The 22,415-nt window shown below is 68.4% G+C and carries 15 protein-coding genes and 1 tRNA gene; 10 read left to right on the top strand and 6 right to left on the bottom strand.

Annotation, left to right across the window (positions count from 1 at the left end; translation table 11 throughout):
- Positions 1–55 precede the first annotated feature (55 nt).
- The 4 genes from QPK27_RS16840 (at position 56) to QPK27_RS16825 (ending at position 4,685) form a co-directional block, all read left to right on the top strand.
- Positions 56–2,254 carry a DNA polymerase III subunit gamma/tau gene (locus QPK27_RS16840; protein WP_290419406.1) on the top strand — a complete coding sequence of 733 codons (2,199 nt, stop codon included), beginning with the start codon at positions 56–58 and terminating at the stop codon, positions 2,252–2,254.
- A gap of 90 nt (positions 2,255–2,344) precedes the next feature.
- Positions 2,345–2,674: a YbaB/EbfC family nucleoid-associated protein gene (locus tag QPK27_RS16835; RefSeq protein ID WP_005671283.1), complete on the top strand. Its 330-nt coding sequence runs from the start codon at positions 2,345–2,347 to the stop codon at positions 2,672–2,674.
- Positions 2,675–2,718: 44 nt separating this feature from the next.
- Entirely contained in the window at positions 2,719–3,309 is a 591-nt protein-coding gene (recR, locus tag QPK27_RS16830; RefSeq protein ID WP_290419405.1) for a recombination mediator RecR, read from the top strand.
- A 164-nt stretch (positions 3,310–3,473) separates the two neighbouring features.
- Complete coding sequence (locus QPK27_RS16825) at positions 3,474–4,685, top strand: glycosyltransferase (protein WP_290419404.1); 1,212 nt, start codon at positions 3,474–3,476, stop codon at positions 4,683–4,685.
- Between the two features lie 81 nt (positions 4,686–4,766).
- Here QPK27_RS16825 and QPK27_RS16820 read toward each other — a convergent pair whose 3' ends face one another.
- Positions 4,767–5,063, bottom strand: coding sequence for a hypothetical protein (locus tag QPK27_RS16820; RefSeq protein ID WP_290419403.1), 297 nt, complete (start codon positions 5,061–5,063; stop codon positions 4,767–4,769).
- Between the two features lie 167 nt (positions 5,064–5,230).
- Between QPK27_RS16820 and QPK27_RS16815 the strand changes: the two genes are divergently transcribed.
- Positions 5,231–7,633, top strand: a complete 2,403-nt coding sequence (locus tag QPK27_RS16815; protein ID WP_290419402.1) for a penicillin acylase family protein — start codon at positions 5,231–5,233, stop codon at positions 7,631–7,633.
- A gap of 46 nt (positions 7,634–7,679) precedes the next feature.
- Here QPK27_RS16815 and QPK27_RS16810 read toward each other — a convergent pair whose 3' ends face one another.
- The 4 genes from QPK27_RS16810 to QPK27_RS16795 form a co-directional block, all read right to left on the bottom strand.
- Entirely contained in the window at positions 7,680–9,848 is a 2,169-nt protein-coding gene (locus QPK27_RS16810) for a bifunctional diguanylate cyclase/phosphodiesterase (RefSeq protein ID WP_290419401.1), read from the bottom strand.
- 1 nt (position 9,849) lies between these two features.
- Positions 9,850–12,759: a response regulator gene (locus QPK27_RS16805; RefSeq protein WP_290419400.1), complete on the bottom strand. Its 2,910-nt coding sequence runs from the start codon at positions 12,757–12,759 to the stop codon at positions 9,850–9,852.
- A gap of 341 nt (positions 12,760–13,100) precedes the next feature.
- A complete protein-coding gene (locus QPK27_RS16800) occupies positions 13,101–13,295 on the bottom strand; it encodes a YbdD/YjiX family protein (RefSeq protein WP_290419399.1) in 195 nt (64 codons plus the stop codon).
- The gene (locus QPK27_RS16795) at positions 13,295–15,361 is read right to left on the bottom strand and encodes a carbon starvation CstA family protein (RefSeq protein WP_290419398.1); all 2,067 of its coding nucleotides are present in this window, start codon (positions 15,359–15,361) and stop codon (positions 13,295–13,297) included. The genes QPK27_RS16800 and QPK27_RS16795 overlap by 1 nt, the downstream gene beginning before the upstream one ends.
- Before the next feature lie 213 nt (positions 15,362–15,574).
- Between QPK27_RS16795 and QPK27_RS16790 the strand changes: the two genes are divergently transcribed.
- The 5 genes from QPK27_RS16790 (at position 15,575) to QPK27_RS16770 (ending at position 21,221) form a co-directional block, all read left to right on the top strand.
- Positions 15,575–16,933 (top strand): cache domain-containing protein, encoded by a 1,359-nt coding sequence (locus QPK27_RS16790; protein WP_290419397.1) that lies wholly within the window; start codon positions 15,575–15,577, stop codon positions 16,931–16,933.
- Positions 16,934–16,946: 13 nt separating this feature from the next.
- On the top strand, positions 16,947–17,588 hold the full coding sequence (locus tag QPK27_RS16785; RefSeq protein ID WP_374047082.1) for a response regulator: 642 nt from the start codon (positions 16,947–16,949) through the stop codon (positions 17,586–17,588).
- A 105-nt stretch (positions 17,589–17,693) separates the two neighbouring features.
- Positions 17,694–18,863, top strand: a complete 1,170-nt coding sequence (locus QPK27_RS16780; RefSeq protein WP_290419395.1) for an HDOD domain-containing protein — start codon at positions 17,694–17,696, stop codon at positions 18,861–18,863.
- Positions 18,856–20,937: a bifunctional diguanylate cyclase/phosphodiesterase gene (locus QPK27_RS16775; RefSeq protein WP_290419394.1), complete on the top strand. Its 2,082-nt coding sequence runs from the start codon at positions 18,856–18,858 to the stop codon at positions 20,935–20,937. Before QPK27_RS16780 ends, QPK27_RS16775 begins: the two co-directional genes overlap by 8 nt.
- Positions 20,938–21,131: 194 nt before the next feature.
- Positions 21,132–21,221: transfer RNA gene (locus QPK27_RS16770), tRNA-Ser, on the top strand.
- Positions 21,222–21,351: 130 nt separating this feature from the next.
- On the opposite strand, the gene QPK27_RS16765 is transcribed toward QPK27_RS16770, so the two are convergent.
- Positions 21,352–22,410, bottom strand: a complete 1,059-nt coding sequence (locus tag QPK27_RS16765) for a tyrosine-type recombinase/integrase (RefSeq protein ID WP_290419393.1) — start codon at positions 22,408–22,410, stop codon at positions 21,352–21,354.
- Positions 22,411–22,415: the final 5 nt, after the last annotated feature.

Below are 22,415 nucleotides of genomic sequence, written 5' to 3'. Positions count from 1 at the left end.
CCCGGCTCGGCTGCGGATTGTTCGCGGTCGCGGCCAACTGCGGTAAAATCGCTGTATGTCCTATCAAGTCCTCGCCCGCAAATACCGTCCCAAGAACTTCGAAACGCTGGTCGGCCAGGAGCACGTGGTTCGTGCCCTGACCCACGCCCTGCGTACCGGACGGCTGCACCACGCCTATCTGTTCACGGGCACGCGCGGGGTCGGCAAGACTACGCTGTCGCGCATCCTGGCCAAGTCGCTCAACTGCACCGGCCCGGACGGGCAGGGCGAGATCACGGCCGAGCCGTGCGGCGTGTGCGAGGCGTGTCGCGCGATCGATGCCGGCCGCTTCGTCGACTACATCGAGATGGACGCGGCCTCGAACCGCGGCGTCGACGAGATGGCACAGCTGCTGGAGCAGGCGGTGTACGCGCCGAGCAATGCGCGCTTCAAGGTCTATATGATCGACGAGGTGCACATGCTCACCAACCACGCGTTCAACGCGATGCTCAAGACGCTCGAAGAGCCGCCGCCGCACGTCAAGTTCATCCTGGCCACCACCGACCCGCAGAAGATTCCCGTGACGGTGCTGTCGCGCTGCCTGCAGTTCAACCTCAAGCAGATGCCGCCGGGTCATATCGTCGGTCACCTCGAGAACATCCTCGGCCAGGAAAACGTCACCTTCGAACAACCCGCGCTGCGCCTGCTGGCGCAAGGCGCGCACGGCTCGATGCGCGACGCGCTGTCGCTCACCGACCAGGCGATCGCCTATGCCGCCGGCCAGGTGACGCTGGACGCGGTGCAGGGCATGCTCGGCGCGCTCGACCAGTCGTACCTGGTGCGCCTGCTCGACGCGCTGGCCAAACAGGACGGCGCCGACCTGATGGCGGTGGCCGACGAGATGGCCAGCCGCAGCCTGTCGTACAACGGCGCGCTGCAAGACCTGGGCACGCTGCTGCACCGGGTCGCGCTGGCGCAGTCGGTGCCGGGCGCGGTGCCGCAAGACCTGCCCGAACTGGCCGACATCATGCGCCTGGCCACGCTGTTCGAGCCGCAGGAAGTGCAACTGTATTACCAGATCGCCGTCCACGGCCGCAACGAGATCGGCCTGGCGCCGGACGAGTACGCAGGCTTCACCATGACGCTGCTGCGCATGCTGGCGTTCCGTCCGGGACAGGGCGGCGCGGAAGCCTCGGCCGCGCCGCCGGCCGCCGCGCCGATGGCGGCGCCGGGCGCCCGCGCTGCTGCCGCCGCGACCGCCAGCCATGCCGCGGTGACGCCCCGTCCTCCCCCTGCCGCTGCCGCTGCTCCGGCCCGTCCGGCGCAGGGCGGCGCAGCGCATCAGGCGCCGCCTGCACCGGGCGCTCCGCAAGGTGGCGGCCCGGCCCCGGCCCCGGCCCCGGCCCCGGCCGCCGCCGCGCCGGCCGCGCCGGCGATGACTTCGGCCCGCGCCGCGATCAACGCCGCGCTCGAAGCGGCGCGCGCCGCCTCGGGCATGCGCCAGGCGCCGAAGCGTCCGGGCGCGGATGCGGCCGCCGCAGCGCCTGCACCGGCGCCGAGCGCGCCGCCACCACCGCCGCCGCCTGCCGCTCCCGGTCCGTCGGCCTCGATGCCGTCGGCACCGCAGATGCGCCAGGCCGCGCCGGCGGTCGGCCCGTCGGGCACGCCGCCGTGGGACAACGGCCAGCCGCAGGCGATGGCGCGTCCGCAGCCGGCCATGCGCGCGCAGCCGGCGGACGATGAGCCGCCGTCGTGGGTCACCGAGTTTTCCGACGACACCGCCGTCGCCTCCGAAGCGCCGGCCGTGGTGGCGCCGGTGCCGGCCGCGCCGGTGCGTGCGCCGGCCAAGCCGCCGCATGCCTACGTCATCACGCCGGTGCCGCAGATCGGCTGGGACGGCAACTGGCCGGCCTTGGCCGGCAGCCTGCCGCTGCGCGGCGTGGCCCAGCAGCTGGCGCTGCAGACCGAACTGATCGGCTGCACGGCGCAGGACCGCGCCGTCACCTTCCGCCTGCGCGTGCCGGTCGACACGCTGCGCGCCAGCGGCAACACCGAGAAACTGACGGCCGCCCTGCAGGAGCATTTCCCCGATCTGCGCGTGACCGTGGAATCCGAGATCGGCCCGGTGTGGTACACCGCCAGCGCCGAGCAGAAGGCGGCGCGCGAAGAGCGCCAGCGCCTGGCCGAATCGATCGTTGCGGCCGACCCGTTCGTGCAAGAACTGGAGCAGCGTTTCGACGCGTTCGTCGTGCCCGGCTCGGTGAAGGTCGCCTGAGGCGGCAGCGCCTGACAAGATATCACCGGCGCAGTATCGCCACGCAGTGAAGCCAGACTATTAACCATTCGACTTTTGGAGAATCGCACCATGATGAAAAACCAGCTCGCAGGCCTGATGAAGCAAGCCCAGGCAATGCAGGACAATATGAAGAAGGCGCAGGAGCAGCTGGCTCAGATCGAGGTCGAAGGCCAGTCCGGCGCCGGCCTGGTCAAGGTCGTCATGACCTGCAAGAACGACGTCAAGCGCGTCACCATCGACCCGTCGCTGCTGGGCGACGACCGCGACATGCTGGAAGACCTGGTCGCGGCCGCGTTCAACGACGCCGTGCGCAAGGCCGAAGCCACCGCCGCCGAAAAAATGAGCGGCCTGACCGCCGGCATGCCGGGCCTGCCGCCTGGCTTCAAGATGCCTTTCTAATGTGAGGCCACGGTCCCGCCGCCATGCGTGGCGGGACGCACCCTATGTCGACATCGCTCGAATTTCTCATCGAATCGCTGCGGCGCCTGCCGGGCATCGGCCCCAAGTCGGCCCAGCGCATGGCATTCCACCTGCTGCAGCATGACCGCGAGGGCGCCGCGCAACTGTCGCGCGCGCTGTACCAGGCGGTCGACACGGTGCATCACTGCGCCAAGTGCAATACCTTTTCGGACACTGAAGTCTGCGACCTGTGCGCGGACGAGGAGCGCGACCACACGCTGCTGTGCGTGGTCGAGACCCCGGCCGACCAGATCATGATCGAGCAGACGCTGACCTGGCGCGGCCTGTACTTCGTGCTGATGGGACGGCTGTCGCCGCTGGACGGGATCGGTCCGCGCGACCTGCACCTGGACAAGCTGACGGCGCGCGCCACCGACGGCGTGGTCGGCGAAGTGGTCCTGGCGACCAATTTCACCAACGAGGGCGAAGCCACCGCGCACTACATCAGCGAGATGCTCAAGGCGCGCGGACTGAAGGTCAGCCGCCTGGCGCGCGGGGTGCCGGTGGGTGGCGAACTCGAGTACGTGGATGCGGGCACGATCGCGCGCGCGATGCTGGACCGGCGTACTGCCTGAGGCGGGTAAAGTCGGGCGGCTGTGCTGACACGTCAGCACCTGCCCGCATCTTCACGCTGCACGAGCACCACCTACACCTTACCGTTCGCGTTCATGCTGTGCGTGCGCGCAAGCCATCCGCAAATCGCGCTGCTATCGTGGTTTTTTCAGCGGACCGCGTCGCCATGCACCTCGTCGACCTTACGATGTTCTACGCCGCCGAAGGGGGTGGCGTCAGCACCTACCTGAACGCCAAGTCGCGCTGGCTGGCGCGCCAGGGCCGCATGCGCCATACCATCCTCAGTCCCAACGTCGATGCCGCCGAAGCGCCCGCGCGCCTGCGCGTGCCGGGCCTGGCGCTGCCCGGCATCCACGGCTATCGCATGCCCTTGTCGGTGGCCACGATCGCGCGCCGGCTGCGTTCGCTGCGGCCAGACCTGATCGAGGCCGGCGACGCCGGTCATTGCGCCTGGGCCGCGCTGCGCGCGCGCGACCGGCTCGGCGTGCCGGCGGTTGCCTTCTATCATTCCGACTTGCCGCGCCTGCTGCAGAACCGCTTCGGCGGCGCGGCGGCGGCAATGGGCGCGCGCTACCTGGCGCAACTGTACGCGCGCTTCGACCTGGTGCTGGCGCCCAGCCGGCGCATGGTCGAGCAGTTGCAGGCGATGGGCGTGCACGGCGCGCTGCACCAGCCGCTCGGCATCGACAGCGCCGTGTTCCATCCGCGCCGGCGCGACCCCGGCCTGCGCGCGCGGCTCGGACTGGCGCCCGATGTGTGCCTGCTGGTGTATGCGGGCCGCTTCACCGCCGACAAAAAGCTGGATGTGTTACTTGAAGCGATGCGCCGGCTCGGCCGCGGCTACCACCTGTTGCTGGTGGGCGGCGGCGAACCATTGCCGGTGGCGGCCGGCGCCACGCTGCTGCCGTTCCAGCGCGACCAGCGCGCGCTGGCGCGCATCCTCGCCAGCTGCGACTTGCTGGTGCATCCGGGCGACTGCGAAACCTTCGGCCTGATCGTGCTGGAAGCGATGGGCTGCGGCTTGCCGGTGGTGGTCACCACCGGCGGCGGCATCGCCGAACTGGTCGCCGACGATACCGGGGTGCTGGCTGAACCAAACTGCGCCGACAGCCTGGCCGCTGCGGTGCGCACGGCCTGCGCGCGCGACCTGGCCGCGCTCGGCGCGCAGGCGCGGCGCAAGGTGGAAAGCTGTTTCGACTGGAACCGGGTGTTCGCCCAGCTGATGGCGCGCTACGACCACCTGCTGGCAAGCCATGCCGGTACGGGACGGCATAAAGGCCGGGGCAGGCCAGTGTTTTCCGCCGATGCGCCGGCCATCGGCGTCGGCGCCGGCGCCATCGTCAGCGACGATCGGACCGAGATAGGCTTTCGCGGCTGACGCTGCCGTCATCGGCGATGGTGACACGCGCACAGGTGTTCCCAACCTGGTCGCCGGCAAGCCTATCCGGCTTCAAACCGCCTACCAGTACGGCCCCCAATACCCGCCGCCACGCCAGCCACCCGGTCCCCAGCCGCCGTAGTAACTGCTGGCATTGCCCATGCGCTGCAATTCCTCGCGCGTGCTCAGGTGCAGCACGCACTGGCGCCATGGGTCGCTGTTGGCCGCGTAGCCGAGCTGGGCGCAGGCGGGGCCGTAGATGGCGATCAATTGCGTCATCTCGGCCTGCATGCGCGCCGCGCGTTCCTGCGGCGTGGTGCAGGCGCCGGCCAGCAAGGCCAGGCCCAGCACGCTGATGATGTGGATGACGCTGCGCATGATGTCGCTCCTCCCGCCGCTGTGCGCGACGCTGTGCCAGCATAGGTCCGGGGCCGGTCTTGAATCTGCGCTAGATCAATCGTGCGCCCGGCACGGAATCGCCTGTCGCCCCGCCACTAAATAAGGTTTCTCTGGCAAGATACGCCCGCTTGATACGAGGAGACGACATGCGCAAGCGTGGATGGAAGACCTGGACCCTGCGCGGTCTGGGAGCGTTGCTGGCGCTGCTCGCGCTGGCGTGCCTGGCCGCCTGGCTGTACCTGCGCGCCAGCCTGGCCCAGCTCGACGGCGAGCGGCAGGCCGCCGGCCTGACCGGCGAGGTGAGGGTCGAGCGCGACGCCGGCGGCGTGCCGCTGATCAGCGGCGCCAGCCGGCTCGACGTCGCCTATGCCACCGGCTTCGTGCACGCCCAGGAGCGCTTCTTCCAGATGGACCTGCTGCGCCGCACGGCGGCCGGCGAGCTGGCCGAACTGTTCGGTCCCAAGGCCTTGCCGCTCGATCGCGGCAACCGCCTGCACCGCTTCCGCGCCCGCGCGCAGCAGGTGTTCGCGCGCTTGCCGGCGGCGGATCGTGCGCTGCTCGAGCGCTATGCCGCCGGGGTCAACGAAGGCCTGCATGCGCTCGCCGCGCGGCCGTTCGAATACGCGCTGACCGGCTCCACGCCGCGCTCCTGGCGCGGACCCGACTCGCTGCTGGTGATCTGGGCCATGTACATCGACCTGCAGGGCGCCCAGGCGCCGCGCGAACTGGCGCGCGGCTGGCTGCGCGAGCACAGCGACGCCGCCCAGCTGGCCTTTCTGCTGCCCGAAGCGACCGCCTTCGACCTCACGCTCGACGGCGGCGCCGCGCCGGCAGCCGCGCCGTTGCCGCGACGCGCGCCGCAGTGGTGGGGCGCGCAGCCGGCGGCGCCGGTGCGGCTGGCCGGCACGGACTTCGCCGATTCGGTCGGCAGCAACAACTACGCGCTGGCCGGCAGCCGCAGCACGAGCGGCGCGGCGATCGTCTCGGACGACATGCACCTCGGGCTGCAACTGCCGAACATCTGGTACCGGCTGGCGCTGCGCTTCCCGGACCCTGGCGCGCCCGGCGGCCAGCGGCGTCTGGTCGGCGTCACCTTGCCGGGGGCGCCGCCGTCGGTGATCGCCGGCAGCAACGGCCAGGTGGCGTGGGCCTTCACCAACAGCTATGCCGACCTGCTCGACCTGGTGGAGCTGGGCGCCGACCCGGCGCGTCCCGGCCAGGTGCGCACGCCCTCGGGCTGGGAGACGCCGCGCGAGCACGTCGAGCTGATCGCGGTGAAGGGTCTGGAAGCCGAGCGCATGACGGTGCGCGAGACCTCGCTCGGCCCGATCCGCCAGGTCGGCGCGCGCAGCTACGCGGTGCGCTGGATCGCGCACGACCCGGCTGCGCTGAACCTCAATCACATCAAGCTGGAAAACGTCGGCACGGTCGAACAGGCGCTGGCGGCGGCGGCCAGCGACGGCATCCCGGCGCAGAATTTCGTCGCCGGCGACGCCGCCGGCAATATCGGCTGGACTGTCGCCGGCCTGCTGCCGCAGCGTTCCACCGCGCCGCTCGCGGCCAGCTTCCCGCTGGCGCTGGACGGTGGCGTCGCGACCTGGAGGGGCGCGCTGCCGTACGCCGCGCATCCGCGCCTGCTCAATCCCGGCGCGGGCCAGATCACCACCGCCAACAGCCGCCAGCTGATGGGCGACGGCTACGCGCTGCTGGGCGACGGCGGCTACGACCTCGGCATGCGCAACCGCCAGCTGCACGAGGGCTTGCTGGCGCTGGATGGCAAGGCCGGCGTGCGTCAGGTGTTCGACGCTGCGCTGGACGATCGCGCGCTGTTCGTCGGCGCCTGGCGCGAACGCGCGCTGGCTGCGCTCGACGCCGACGCGCTGGACGGGCACCCGCGCCGCGCCGAATTCCGGCGTCTGCTCGAAACCAGCTGGGACGGCCGCGCCAGCGTCGACACGGTGGGCTACCGCCTGGCGCGCGACTTCATGTGGGCGCTGTACGACCTGCTGTACGGCCGCGCCAACGCCGAACTCAAGGAACTCGATCCGAAGGCCAGCGCGGTCGCCGCCAGCCCGCGCTGGCCGGCAGTGGTGGCGCGCCTGCTCGACGAGCGGTCGGCGGGCTGGCTGCCGGCCGGTCACGCCGACTGGAAGGCGCTGCAGGTGGCGGCGGTCGACCGCGTGATCGCGGCGCTCGACGAAGACGGCACGCCGCTGGCTGAAGCGACCTGGGGACGCCGCAATACCGCCAACGTCGCGCATCCGATCAGCATGGCGGTGCCGGCGTTGCGGCCCTTGCTGGGCGCGCCGGGCGACCCGCTGCCGGGCGACGCCCACATGCCGCGCGTGGCGGGGCCGAAGTTCGGCCAGTCGGAACGGCTGACCGTGTCGCCGGGGCGCGAGGAGGAGGGGCTGTACAACATGCCGGGCGGGCAGAGCGGACATCCGCTGTCGCCGTTCTTCCTGGGCGACCACAAGGCGTGGGTCGAGGGCAGGCGGGCGCCGCTGTTGCCGGGGGCGGTGCGGCATACCTTGCGGTTCGTGCCTTGAGGTGACATGCTACGGCGCGCGGAAAGCTTCTTCCGCGCCCGGCCCGTCACTTGGCCGGCAACGCCAGCTGCGCATTGCGCAGCATCTCGGTGATCGCCTCCGCGCTCGACGGATGCCCCAGATAGTAGCCCTGCACCATATCGCAGCCGTACTCCTCGAGCATCAGCAGCTGCTCGCCGGTCTCCACTCCTTCGGCCACCACCACCATTTTCAACCCGTGCGCCATGGCGATGATGGCGCGCGTGATCGCCGCATTCTCGGAATCCTGCGGCAAGCCTGAAATAAAACTGCGGTCGATCTTCAGTGCACGCACGTCGAAGCGCTTCAGGTAATTCATCGACGAGTAGCCGGTGCCGAAATCGTCGATCGACAGGTGCACCCCGATGCCGCGCAGCTGCTCCAGCGTGGCCAGGGTGGCGCGGGCGTCGTCCATCAGCGTGCCTTCGGTCAGCTCCAGCTCCAGCAGACGCGGCTCGAGGCCGGTGTCGTGCAGCGCCGAGAGCACGATCTGCGACAGGTTCTCGTCCTTGAACTGCTTGGCGGACAGGTTGACCGCGACCCGCAGCGTGCGCCGCGTCAGGCGCTGCCAGGCGCGCGCCTGGCGGCAGGCGGTGCGCAGCACCCATTCGCCGATCGGGACGATCAGGCCGGTCTCTTCGGCCAGCGGAATGAATTCGGTCGGCGGCACCAGCCCGCGCTCGGGATGGCGCCAGCGCACCAGCGCTTCGACGCCGACGATCTCGGAGGTGCGCACGTCGCGCTGCGGCTGGTAGACCAGGTACAGCTCGTCGTTCTGCAGCGCTTTTCGAAGCCCGACCTCCAGCTTCACGTGGCTCATGATCTGCATGGTCAGCGAAGAACTGTACAACTTGGCGTTGTTCTTGCCGCAGTTCTTGGCGTGGTACATCGCGGTATCGGCGAATTTGAGCAGCGAGCCGCAGTCGTCGCCATCCTCGGGGAACAGCGAGATGCCGATGCTGGCGGTGACAAAAATCTCGTTGCCTTCGATGAGGAAGGAACGCCGCATCGCTTCCTTGACGCGGGTGGCGACGTTCAGCGCGTGCTCGACCCGTTCCAGGTCGGGAATCAGGATCGTGAACTCGTCGCCGCCCAGGCGCGCGAGGTTGCTGGCGCCGCCGGCATCCGCCGGGCCATCCCCGCGCGACACCAGGTCGCTCGGCCGCGTGGTCTCGCGCAGGCGTTCGGACACCATCTTGAGCAGCTGGTCGCCGGCGTTGTGGCCGAGCGTATCGTTGATGCGCTTGAACGCGTCCAGATCCATGAACAGCACCGCGAACTTCTTGTTGCCGATCCTGGCCCGCTGCAGTTCGCGTTCCAGCGTTTCGAGAAAGGCCTGGCGGTTGGGGATGCCGGTCAGGCTGTCGCAGTAGGCCAGGCGCCGGATCTGTTCCTCGGCGCGTTTGCGTTCGCTGATGTCGCGCACCAGACCCAGCACCTGCGAGGCGCCGGTGGCGACCAGGCGCGCCTCGTAATGCTGGACTTCGCCGCAGTCGAGCAATTCGTATTCGACCGAGCGCACCTGCTGGGTGGCCAGCACCGCCTTCATCTGCTCCAGCATGCGGGTGGCGATCTCGCTCGGCAGCACGTCCGAGATGTGCTTCCCGATGAACTGGCTGGCGCCGGACGGCGCCGCCGCATGCACGGTCGGGCAGCCGGGGCCGGGGCCAGAAGCGGGGCGGTCCTGGCCCGGCTCGTAGTCGAGATAGAAGCCGTCGGCGTCGAGCCGGAAGAAGGTGTCGGGGATCGCTTCCAGCACCGCGCGGTTCTGGGCGTCGGCAATGCGCAGGCGCGCGATGGCGTCGCTGGCGCGCAGCACGTACAGCACGCGGTGGCCGAGGATAGGCCAGTTGATCGGCTTGGAGACGAAGTCGGTGGCGCCCACTTCGTAGGCGTGGGTGACGGCTTCGATGTCGTCGCTGCCGGTGACCATCACGATCGGCACGCAGGCGCCGTCGCGCTCGGCCTTGCGGATCGCGCCGCAGGCCGCGAAGCCGTCCATGCGCGGCATGTCGACGTCCATCAGCACCAGGTCGGGCTTTTTCGACTGGGCCAGGGCCACGGCCTCGATGCCGTCCTGCGCTTCGATCGCGTCCAGCCCTACCTGGGCCAGCATCTCGAGCATCAGCAGGCGCATCACCGGGTCGTCGTCCGCGACCAGGACCGTGCCGCGCGCGGGTTGGGAAGAAGCGGGCATCTCAGGATTCCTTTTCAAGCAGGGCATGCAGCGACTGGCGCACCGACACGAATTCGCGCTCCATGTCGTAGAGGAGGGGGGCGGCGCCGTCGACGCTGCCGGCGCGTCCCAGCTGTTCGAGCTCGCGGCACAGCGTCGCCAGGCGCGCCGCGCCGATGTTGGCGCTGCTCGACTTGAGGCTGTGCGCGACCCGGCGCACGCTTTCGGCGTCCAAGCCGCCCAGCGCCTGGCGCAGCGCGTGCAGGTGGCGCGGGGTGTCGCCCATATAGGCGGTGACCACTTTGTGCACCAGGGCGTCGCCGCTGTCGCGGCTGAGCGAGCGGATGTTGTCGAGGGCGCTGCGGTTGACGGCGTCGGGCTGCTCGGCCGCGACCGCGGGCGATCGCGCCGGCGCTGCCTGGGGACGAGCGACAGAGACCGGCCGCGAAGACAGCGGCATCGCCGGCGCCACCTCGAGCGCCAGCTCCTCGGCCAGGCCGGATGCCGAGGCTGGCGCCGACGGCAACGCCACCCAGCGCCGCATCACGGCCGCCAGCTGCTGCTGGGTGAACGGTTTCGACAGGTAGTCATCCATGCCGGCCGCCAGGCAGGCTTCGCGGTCGCCCTGCAGCGCGTTGGCGGTGATCGCGATCACCGGCAAGGTGCGCGCGCGGCCGAGCTCGCGCTCATGGCGGCGGATCTCGGAAGTGGCCGCGAAGCCGTCCATCACCGGCATCTGGCAATCCATCAGCACCACGTCCCAGCCGCCTTCCTGCACCGCGTTCAAGGCTTCCTCGCCGTTGCGCGCGCAATGCGTTTCCAGGCCCAGGCTTTCCAGCATCGCCCGCGCCACCTCGACGTTGACCGGATTGTCCTCGGCCAGCAGCACGCGTTTGGCGCGGCGCGGACCGGTTTGTGCGCGCGTGCCATGGGCATGTGCGCTGACGGGCGACGCCGGCGCATGGGGGGCTGTCGCCGGCCCGTGCAGCCGCGCCGCGCGCACCGCCAGGCAGGCATACAGGTCGGCCGCGCGCGCCGGCTTGACCAGCTGGTACGCGACGCCCGCTTCGCGCCGCTGCACCGGATCGGCGGCCAGCCGTTCGGGCGAGAGCAGGATCAGGTGCGTGCCGCGCGCCAGCGGTTCGGCGCGGATCGCGGCGGCCAGCGCCAGGCCGCTGGTCTGGGCCAATTCCATGTCGAGCAGGGCGGCGTCGTACGGCTTGCCGGCGCGCGCCGCGCCCATCAGGCGCTCGAACGCGCTGTTGGCGCTGGCCACGCCGTCGCAGCTGGCGCTCCAGGCTTCCAGCTGGTGCACCAGGTCGTCGCGGCTGGCGTCCTGCTCTTCGACCACCAGCACGCGCAGGCCACCCAAGGTATGCTCCTGGTGGCCCGGCGCATCCGGGTCGACACGGCGCTTGTCGAAGGCCAGCGTGAACCAGAAGATCGAGCCGCGCTGCTGCGCGTTCTCGACCCCGATCGTGCCCTTCATGAGTTCCACCAGCTGTTTCGAGATCGCCAGCCCCAGGCCGGTGCCGCCGAACTTGCGGGTGGTGGAGTCGTCGGCCTGCGAGAAGGCATCAAAAATGCGCGCACGCGCCTCGCGCGAGATGCCGATGCCGGTGTCGTGCACCTCGAAGCGCAGCTCGACCTTCTGCGCATCCTCGCCGGCCACGCGCACGCGCGCCATGATGCGGCCGTTCTCGGTGAACTTGATGGCGTTGCCCAGCAGGTTGGCCAGGATCTGGCGCAGGCGGTTCGGGTCGCCGCAGATCGCCACCGGAATATCGTTGGCGATGTCGAAGTCGAAGCCCAGGCCCTTGTTGGCGGCCTGCGGCGTGTAGACGTTGTGGATGTCGTCCAGCAGGTCCCACAGGTTGAAGTTGATGTACTCGATGGTCAGCTTGCCGGCCTCGATCTTGGAAAAGTCGAGGATGTCGTTGATGATCACCAGCAGGTGTTCGCCCGAGCGCTTGACCAGGGTGGTGTAGTTGCGCTGGGCCTCCGAGAGTTCGGTGGCGAGCAGCATCTCGGTCATGCCCAGCACGCCGTTCATCGGGGTGCGGATCTCGTGGCTCATGGTGGCCAGGAAGCCGCTCTTGGCGCGGCTGGCCGCTTCGGCTGCGTTCTTGGCCTTTTCCAGCTGTTCGGTGCGCACGCCCACCTGGCGTTCCAGTTCGTCGCGGTGGTGCAGCAGGGCTGCGCCGCGGTCCTCGATCTGGGCCAGCATGGTGTTGAAGCTGTCGATCAGCGTGCCCAGTTCGTCGCGCCGCTGGTGCGGCACGCGCAGGCCGTAGTTCTGGCTGGCCGAGACCTTTTGCGCGGCCTGGATCAGGCACGCCACCGGCTCGGCGATGCTGCGTTTCAGGCTGCCCGCCAGCCCGAGCGACACCAGCAGCGACGCCCCCATCGCCAGCCCGATCACGCACAAGCTGGCCACGATGTCGATCCACATCGGCAGCGAGTCGGCCTCGATCATCACCACCCCGACCACGATGTCGCCGTGGCGCACCTCGTGCATCACGCGCATGTAGCGCGCCAGCAGGCGCCGGCCTTCCTGGTTGGCGCGCTCCAGCGCTTGCGGCTCGACGCTGTCGAGCGCCTGCAGCACGGCGTCGGCGCGCGCCCTGGACCCATATGCCGCCAGCGGCCGGCCGAAGCGGTCGTACAGCACCGCCGCCGAAATCCCGCGCTGGGCGTCGAGCGCGGCCAGGGTGCCGGAAGCCCTGGTGCGGTCGACCAGCATCAGGTCGGCCGCGCTGGCGGCGCCGATCACGCGCGCGAACGAGGCCAGCTGCATGGCCTCGGCCTGGCGCCCGTTGACGACCGAGGTGACGGCGAAGGCCACGAACACGAACAGCAGGGCGGTCGCCGTCGTGAGCAGCGAGATCAGGGTCAGTTTCTGGTTCAGGCTCGAGCGCTCGAAGTTCGGCATCGCGGCTTTCGGCTGGAGGACACTGCGGAGATGGCGGAACGGACCGGCTGCGACGCGGGTCCTCCTTGCGGGCAACTTCCCGCAGGAAAAAAATATACGGCGCGGGGAAAGGCGCAGCCTTGCGCCATCGCAAGCGTGGCAGGCAATACAACAGTTGGCAGCGAGATCATCCGGCCCGTAGGGTTGGCGGCTGTGCCGCCGACGCGGTGATTCCTATCGGCTCCGATACCGGACCGGATGATCTTGCTGCAAACGATCACCGCGTCGGCGGCGAAGCCGCCAACCCTACGACGATAAAAAAGGGACGCCGCAGCGTCCCTTCGTTCAAGCCTCTCGCCGCATCAGCAGCACGACGCCCGGCTCCCCCCATAGCGCGCCTCCTGGCGCTCGCGGAAGAACTCCTCGTAGCTCATCGGCGCCTGGTCCGGATGGGTCTTCTCCATGTGCGCCAGATAGGTGTCGTACTCGGGCAGGCCGACCATCAGCCGCAGGCTCTGCCCGAGATACTTGCCGGCCTGTGCCAGGGTGCCGAACATCACGGCACCTGAGCGGTCGGCATGGCGACGTACGGCGACTCTTTCGCGCTCGGCCCTGACTTCTCGCGCGCCGCCAGCACGGTGCGGATACCGTACAGCAGCACCGCCAGCACCACGAAGATGAAGAAGCCCGCCAGCGTGGCGTTGACGTAGTCGTTGAAGATGATGCGCTCCATGTCGGCGATCGACTTGGCCGGGGCCAGGATGGTGCCCGCGTCGTGCGCCGCCTGGTACTTCTGGGCGTGCGCCACGAAGCCGACTTTCGGATCGCTGTGGAAGATCTTCTGCCAGCCGGCGGTGAGCGTACAGGCCAGCAGCCACACGGTCGGCAGCGCGGTGACCCATGCGTACTTGGCGCGCTTCATCTTGAACAGCACGCAGGTGCCCAGCATCAGCGCGATCCCGGCCAGCATCTGGTTGGCGATGCCGAACAGCGGCCACAGGGTGTTGATGCCGCCCAGCGGATCGACCACGCCCTGGTACAGGAAGTAGCCCCAGGCCGCCACGCACAGGGCGGTCGCCAGCAGGTTGGCCGGGAGAGAATCAGTGCGCTTGAGCGACGGCGCGAACGCGCCCAGCAAATCCTGCAGCATGAAGCGGCCGGCACGGGTGCCCGCGTCCACCGCGGTCAGGATGAACAGCGCCTCGAACAGGATCGCGAAGTGGTACCAGAACGCCATCATGGCCGGGCCGCCCACCACGTTGGAGAGGATGTGGGCCATGCCCACGGCCAGGGTCGGGGCGCCGCCGGCGCGCGAGATGATGGTGTGCTCGCCGACGTCGCGCGCCATCTGCTCGAGCGACTCGGGCGTGATCACGAAGCCCATCTTCGATACCGCTTCGGCCGCGGTCTGCGCGGTGGTGCCGAGCAGGGCGGCCGGGCTGTTCATGGCGAAATAGACGCCCGGGTCGATGGTCGATGCCGCCACCAGCGCCATGATGGCGACAAACGATTCCATCAGCATGCCGCCGTAGCCGATGAAGCGGGCGTGCGACTCGTTCTCGATCATCTTCGGCGTGGTGCCCGACGAGATCAGCGCGTGGAAGCCCGACACCGCGCCGCAGGCGATGGTGATGAACAGGAACGGGAACACATTGCCCGACCAGACCGGGCCGGAGCCGTCGATGAACTTGGTCACGGCCGGCATCTTCAGGTCCGGCGCCACGACCAGGATGCCGACCGCGAGGGCGACGATGGTGCCGATCTTGAGGAAGGTGGACAGGTAATCGCGCGGCGCCAGCAGCAGCCACACCGGGATGGTGGCGGCAACGAAGCCGTAGCCAATCAGCATCCAGGTCAGTTCGGTGCCGGTGAAGGTGAACATCGGGCCCAAGGTCGGCGAATCGTGCACCCACTGGCCGCCGATGATGGCCAGCATCAGCAAGACGAAGCCGATCAGCGAGATCTCGCCGATGCGCCCGACGCGCACGTAGCGCGAATACAGGCCCATGAACAGCGCGATAGGGATCGTCGCCATCACGGTGAAGGTGCCCCACGGCGAGCCGGTCAGGGCCTTCACCACGATCAGCGCCAGCACCGCCAGGATGATCACCATGATCATGAAGGTGCCGAGCAGGGCGATCATGCCGGGGATCTCTCCCATCTCGGACTTGATCAGGTCGCCCAGCGAGCGGCCGTCGCGGCGGGTCGACATGAACAGCACCATGAAATCCTGCACCGCGCCGGCGAACACGACGCCGGCCAGGATCCACATCATGCCCGGCAGGTAGCCCATCTGGGCCGCCAGCACCGGGCCGACCAGCGGGCCGGCGCCGGCGATCGCGGCGAAGTGGTGGCCGAACAGCACGTACTTGTTGGTGGGGACGTAGTCGAGGCCGTCGTTGAACTTGTAGGCCGGGGTCTGGCGCGTGGCGTCGAGGCCCATCACCTTGGTCGCGATGTACAGCGAATAGAAGCGGTATGCGATCAGGTAGACGCAGACTGCGGCCATGACGATCCAGATGGCATTGATGGTTTCGCCGCGCTTGACCGCGATGAATCCGAGCGAGAACGCGCCCAGGATGGACAGCGCGATCCATCCGAGCATGCCGGATAAACGTTTCATTGTGACTCCTCCGATGTGGATTGGTGCTTGTGGCGCAGCGGTTGGTTCCGGCACCGTTTATTAACTACATATGCACTTGCTGGTTGAGTATCTTGCACTATTGCCAGCACCGCAAGCGCAAGATTACGCAGCGACTACGTAGTAGTACGCAGGCTACTGCGCGCCGCCCGACGTAGAATGCTGGGTTGCTATTTCCTTTCATGCGGACGGCATATGCGCCTCAGACAAAAAGTGATCGTGCTGGCGGTGGCGCCCCTGATCGTGGCCCTGTGCGCGATCGCGCTCTATGTGCGCCAGGGCGCGGTCACGCTGGCCCAGCAGCAGCGCGCCACCATCGAGCGCGCCTACCTGGACAGCAAGGAAGCCGAGCTGCGCCACTACGTGCAGCTGGCCACCCATTCGATCGCCCACCTGACCAGCTCGGGCCGCAGCGACCCGGCGACGCGCGAAGAAGCCAAGCGCATTCTGGCGACGCTCAGCTATGGCGGCGACGGCTACTTCTTCCTGTACGACCTCAAGGGCCGCAACCTGATGCACCCGCGCCAGCCGGAACTGGTCGGCACCGACATGTGGAACTGGGTCGACGCCGCCGGCGTGAAATCGATCCAGGCGCTGATCGAGCGCGCAAAGCAGGGCGGCGGCTTCCAGCGCTACCACTGGGTCAAGCCGTCGCTTAAGCGCGCCGCGCCCAAGCTCGGCTACGTGGTGCCGGTGGCGAACTGGGGCTGGGTGATGGGCACCGGCATCTACCTCGACGACGTCGACGCTGCGCTGGCGCAGGTGGCCGACCAGCAGTCGCGCAACATCCAGGACACGCTGCTGTGGATCGCCGGTCTTGCGATCCTGGCCGCCACCGGCGTCGCGGTGGGCGGGCTGGCGCTCAACATCAGCGAGCACCGCGTGGCCGACGCCAAACTGAAAGTGCTGGCGCAGCGCGTGGTCGAGTCGCAGGAAGAAGAGCGGGCGCGCCTGTCGCGCGACCTGCACGACGGCATCAGCCAGGCGCTGGTCTCGGTCAAGCTGCAGCTAGAGGCGGGCATCATCCGCCTGGACGGCGACGAGGCGCGCCGGCAGCAGGCGCGCGCCGGCCTGGAGCGCACGGTGGAGCAGATCAAGACCGTGCTGGGCGACGTGCGCCGCATCTCGCACGACCTGCGGCCAACCCTGCTGGACGACCTGGGCCTGGCGCCGGCGCTGGACCACCTGGCCAGCGAGTTCGGCGAACACGCCGGCACCCCGGTGCGCTTTCGCGCCGTGGGCGCGGTCGACGCTCTGAGCGAAGTGGCGGCCACGGTGCTGTTCCGCATCGCGCAAGAGGCGCTGACCAATGCCGAGCGCCACGCCGGCGCGCGCAGCATCGAGATGCTGCTCGAGCGCATGGGCGGCGCGGTGGTGCTGAGCATTGTCGACGACGGCGTCGGTTTTGATGCCGACAGCGTTGCCGTGCATCCCAAGCGCGGGATCGGATTGCGCAATATGATGGAGCGGATGGAGGCGATCGGCGGCCGGCTGGCGATCGTCTCGTCCGCCGCCGGCACCCGGGTGGTGGCCAGCATCGACGTCAAGGATTGAACATTAAAGAAGGATGAATGCGGTGAACCAAGAACCCAAGGTGGTAAGGATCCTGCTGGTGGACGACCACCCGCTGGTGCGCGATGGCTTGCGCGCGCGGCTGGAAGCCTCGCCCCACCTGCACGTGGTGGCCGAGGCCGGGTCTAGCGAGGAAGCGATCGAGCAGGCCGGCGAATGCCAGCCCGACCTGGTGCTGATGGACGTGAACATGCGCGGCGGCAGCGGCATCGAGGCCACGGCGCGCCTGACCCAGCTGCACCCCGGCGTGAACGTGCTGATCCTGTCGATGCACGACAAGCCCGAATACGTGAGCCAGGCGATGCAGGCCGGCGCGCGCGGTTACGTGCTGAAGGACGCGCCGGGCAAGGACATCGTGCTGGCGATCGAGACCGTGATGGGCGGCGGCATCTACTACAGCGCCGCGCTGGCGCGCCAGCTGGCCAGCCCTGCCGCGCCAAGCGACCAGCTCACCGCGCGCGAGCACGAGGTGCTCAAGCACATCGCGGCCGGTCAGTCGAACAAGCAGATCGCGCGCGACCTCGACCTGTCGGTGCGCACGGTCGAGACCCACCGCCTGAACATCAAGCGCAAACTCGGCATCGAAGGGCAGGCTGAACTCATCCGTTTCGCGGTCCAGCGCGCAGGGACGGATTGAGGGCAGTAACCGGCAGTTCAAGGTGAATATCCACTAGGAAACATTGTGGTTGCTTTAAAACAATTGGTGCAATAAGATTGTTTGAATATCACTGAAAGCACCTCCATGGCAGCGCAGGGCATGTATCCGTTGGTAGCAATCGATCCGGTCGCGAACGCGCAGAACGAATGGGTGGCCTTGCGCCTGCGGCTGCCGGGTGGAGCGGGCGCCGACGGGGAGGCGGGTTTGCTGGCGCTGTTTGGCCAGCCCGACCTGCTGGCGGCGATCGCGCCGCTCGACGGCCTGCTGGTGCTGAAGAATCTCGCGACGCTGACGCCGCAAGTGGCGGCACTGCTGCCGGCCAACCGCATCGGGCTGCTGATCGACGCCGCCGCGCTGGCGCAGGAGTACGCGCCGCGCCTGGCCGAACTGCACGGCGCCGGCTACCGCATCTGGCTCGACGGCGACATCCCGTCTGGCGTCACCCCGCCGCCGGCCCTGCGCTGCGTGGCGCGCGACTGCCGCCACGACGCGCCGCCACCTGGCCAATTGGTGGCCCTGTTCGGACCGCACCTGGCGCATGGCGTCGACAGCGCGCGCCGCTTCACCGAGTGCGAGATTGCCGGCTTCGACTGGTTCTGCGGCGACTATCCCTATGATCCGCTGTCCGCCCCGCGCCCGGACGATGACGGCAGCTCGCGCCGCCGCATCATGACCCTGCTCGGACTGCTGGCGCGCGACGCCGATTCGCACGAGCTGGAACAGCAGATCAAGCAGGATCCGGCGCTGTCGTACCACCTGCTCAAACTGGTCAATTCGGCCGCGTTCGCGGTCAGCACCCCGATCACCAGCTTCGCCCAGGCGATCGCGGTGCTGGGCCGGCGCCAGCTGCAGCGCTGGCTGCAGCTGCTGCTGTACGCGCGTCCGCAGCCGGACGGCCTGCCAAACTTGCTGCTGCCGCTGGCCGCGCGCCGCGCCGCGCAGGTGGAAGCCTTGTGCCGCCAGCACGGTGGCGAGCGTGACGCGCAAGACCTGGCATTCATGACCGGCGTTTTCTCGCTGCTAGACCGCCTGCTACGCATGTCGATGGAAGACATCGCGCGCGAGCTGCAGCTGCCGCCCGATGTCGCAGCGGCCCTGGTGCACCGCGGCGGCCAGCTGGGAGGCTGGCTGCGGCTGGCGGAGGGCGAACCAGGCACCGACGACCTGGCGGCGGCCGGCGTGACGGCGCATGACTGGTGGAAGAGCCAATTGGCGGCCTACCACTGGGCGATCCAGGTAGGCCGCAATGTCTGAGCCGCGCGTCGCCATGCCGCTCGACCTTTCTCTCGATCCGCAGAGCGCCTTGCCGGTGGACTTCATCGGCGGCACCACCGCTGTCTGCGACGCTGTGCTGCGCCTGCGCGGCGAGGCGCTGGCGCAGGAACTGGGCCGGCTGGCGCGCGATCTGCTGGGTAGTCCCGACGGACGCTACGTGCCCGGTCCCGGCCTGGTGGAGCCGGGCCTGTCGCCGGCCGGCGTGCTGCGCTGTGCGGTCACGGCCGGCATCGAGCAGTTCGGCTGGTACGAGGTGAGCGGCCCTGCCAGCTATGGCGACGATGCCCAGCGCCGTCTGGGCTCGCTGGCGCATCTGACGGCCAGCCTGATGCAGATGCACGCGCTGGCGCAGCGCTCCACGCACGCCTATGCGCAGATGGAAGCGCAACTGGCACACCAGTCGCAGATCCTGGACCAGATCCACGAATCGGTGCTGACCATGGACCAGATGGGCTACATCACCAGCTGGAACCGCGGCGCCGAAGCGCTGTTCGGCTACAGCGCACTGGAAGCCATCGGGCGCAACATCCTGTTTTTATACGCCGACGAAGACGAATCCGTGAACGACTCGTTCGCGGAGCAGGGCGGGCGCATGATGGAAGTGCGGCGCCGCAAAAAATCGGGCGACGTGTTCTGGGCCAGTCTGTCGCTGTCGCCGCTGCGCGACCTGGCCGACCGCCCGACCGGCCTGATCGCCTATCTGACCGACATCACCGAGCGCAAGCGCGCCGAAGAACAGCTGCACCACCTCGCCTATTACGACGAGCTGACCGGCCTGCCGAACCGCACGCTGTTCGCGCGCCTGGTTGACCAGGGCTTGACCGTCGCCCAGCGCAACGACGGCATGGGCGCGGTGCTGTTCGTCGACCTGAACCGCTTCAAGCGCATCAACGACACGCTGGGCCGGCGCATCGGCGACGAGCTGCTGCGGCAGGCCGCCCAGCGTTTTCGCGACACGCTGCGCGAAGAAGACGTGGTGGCGCGCCTCGGCGGCGACGAATTCGCGGTCGGCCTGTTCGACTTCCGCCAGCACTTCGAAGCCACCACGGTGGCGCAAAAGCTGCAGGCGGCGCTCGACGCGCCGTTCATGATCGGAGGCCACGACCTGCGCGTGGGCGCCAGTATCGGCATCAGCGTGTTCCCGCAGGACGGCGGCGACGCCGAGACCCTGCTCGGGCTGGCCGACATCGCGATGGAACGGGCCAAGGCCACCGACGCCGATCCGGACCGCAGCGTGGCGTTCTACAGCCAGGACATGAACAAAGGGATGCAGGAGCGCATGCGCATCGAGTCGGGCCTGCGCCACGCGCTCGGCAACGGCGAGCTGGTGCTGTACTGGCAGCCCAAGTTCGAGATCGCGAGCGGGCGCATCGTCGGCGCCGAAGCGCTGGTGCGCTGGATCCATCCGCAGCGCGGCATCGTGCCGCCGGGCGAGTTCATTCCGCTGGCCGAGAGCAGCGGGCTGATCGTGCAGGTGGGCGAATGGGTGCTGGAGCAGGCCTGCGCGCAGGCGGCGATCTGGCAGCGGGCTGGGCTGGCGCCGTTCCGGCTGGCGGTGAACGTGTCGGCGCGCGAGTTCACGGCGGCGCTGCCGGTGCGGGTGGCGGATACGCTAGCGCGCTATGGGCTCGATCCGTCGTGGCTGGAGCTGGAGATTACCGAGAGCACGCTGATGCATGACTTCGAGCGGGTGACCGGGATCATGGATCGGATCACGGCGCTGGGCGTGGCGTTGTCGCTGGACGATTTCGGGACCGGGTATTCGAGCCTGTCGTACCTGAAGCGGTTTCCGATCCATACGCTCAAGATCGATCGCTCGTTCACGACCGGGATTCCGAAGGATGCCAGCGATTGTGCGATCGCGGGGACGATCATCAGCATGGCGCGGCAGTTGTGTCTGCGGGTGATTGCGGAAGGGGTGGAGACGCTGGATCAGCTGGAATTCCTGCGCGAGGCCGGGTGTGATGAGGTGCAGGGGTATCTGTATGCGGCGCCGTTGCCGGCGTACGAGTTTGAGCGCGGGTTGCGGGAGAACTGGTTGTTGGTTGGGTGAGTGCGGTAGCCGGTTAAGCTGAGCAGTCCGTCGCCGTCAGGCAGATCGCCACCCTCAAAACCGTCGTTCCCGCGCAGGCGGGAACCCAAGTTCGCTCGACCTGTCGCGACTGTGTGACCTTCCGCCCCGGCCCGCGCATCGCCAAAACACCCTTACCGCCACAGATGAATTATGTATAATGCCGGTTCCTCCAAGGAAGCGTGGCCGAGTGGTTGAAGGCAGCAGTCTTGAAAACTGCCGACGGGTGAAACCGTTCGTGAGTTCGAATCTCACCGCTTCCGCCAAAATTCCAAAATAAGCCGTTGATTTTCGACGGCTTTTTTTGTTTCCAGACTCATCATTTTCTCGCGCTAGGTTTAACAATCTGGGGCCATCAATTTACAAGTTGCGGAGACGATCTCCGCAACTCCCGCCTTACCTCGTCGGCTTGACGACCTCTCCCACCCGCCTGTAGACCTTCTGCGTGATCTGCTTATCCGTGTGCCCGAGCAGCTTGCTGGCGTCGTCCAGACTTGCAATTTCGCTGGCCGCCTTGGGCCGAATGTCGCGGAACTGGAACGCCTTGATCCGGCACGCCAAGTCTTCGTTGCGCTCCCTCTCGGCCTGGGCAGCGGCGGCCGCGCGCGCGGCGTCGAATCGATCTCGCAGCATCTTCGCGGTCAGGGCCTGGCCCTCCTCGGTGCACACCAGCGCGCCGCTCATCGCCTTCACCGGCCGCGCCATGAGGCGGTCGACGCACACGCCAAGCTGCGTCGGCACGCCGTCGATATGCAGGCGGATCCGCAGAGCATGCCGCGTCTTGTTTTGCAGGACGTGCAGCTCGTCGTTCCGGATGTCGACCTGGCGCATCTTCAGGACGTCCGCCGGCCGCTGGCCGGAGAGGTAGGCCAGGTCCATCGCATCGCGCAGCGCCTGGCTGCCGGCGCCATACACCGCATCCCAGACGTCGGCCTCGGCGTAATAGTCGCGCGGGGCTTCCTTATTCTTCCGGACGCCGCGGCATGGGTTGTCCTTCTGGGTGAAGCCCCATTCGCGCGCCATGTTGAAGACGTGGGAGAGCAGGGCAATCTCGCGGTTCGCGCGCACTGGCGCCGACCGCGCGTCACGATACCGGGCGATGTGCTGCGGCAGGACTGAATCGATCGGCGCACTATCGAAGACGGGCCGCAGCTTCGACAGGCAGAGCATGTTCTCGCGCTGCGTCGACGGCTTCTTCTTCGGAAGGATGTCGCGCACGTACTGGTCGAACACATACTTCATCAGCGAAGCATCCGACGGTGTCTCGGCGCACTCGAGCTCGGCCCATTTTCGTTTCGCGGCGACCAGGTCGGTGCCCAGTGGGATCTCGATCCGCCGGCCGTCGGGCGCTCGGCCGTTGTAGTAGTAGCCGACCCACACCTTACCGGATTTGAGTGTTTTCTTTCGCGCTAACATGCGCGGCGGCAATTTCTTGCCGCTCGTTTTCGGTCTCATTGCCT

Source organism: Massilia sp. YIM B02443, from assembly GCF_030411955.1.
GTDB lineage: Bacteria > Pseudomonadota > Gammaproteobacteria > Burkholderiales > Burkholderiaceae_D > Telluria.
Note: the sequence above shows the minus strand (reverse complement) of the source record. Positions and strands in the feature narration are given on the sequence as shown.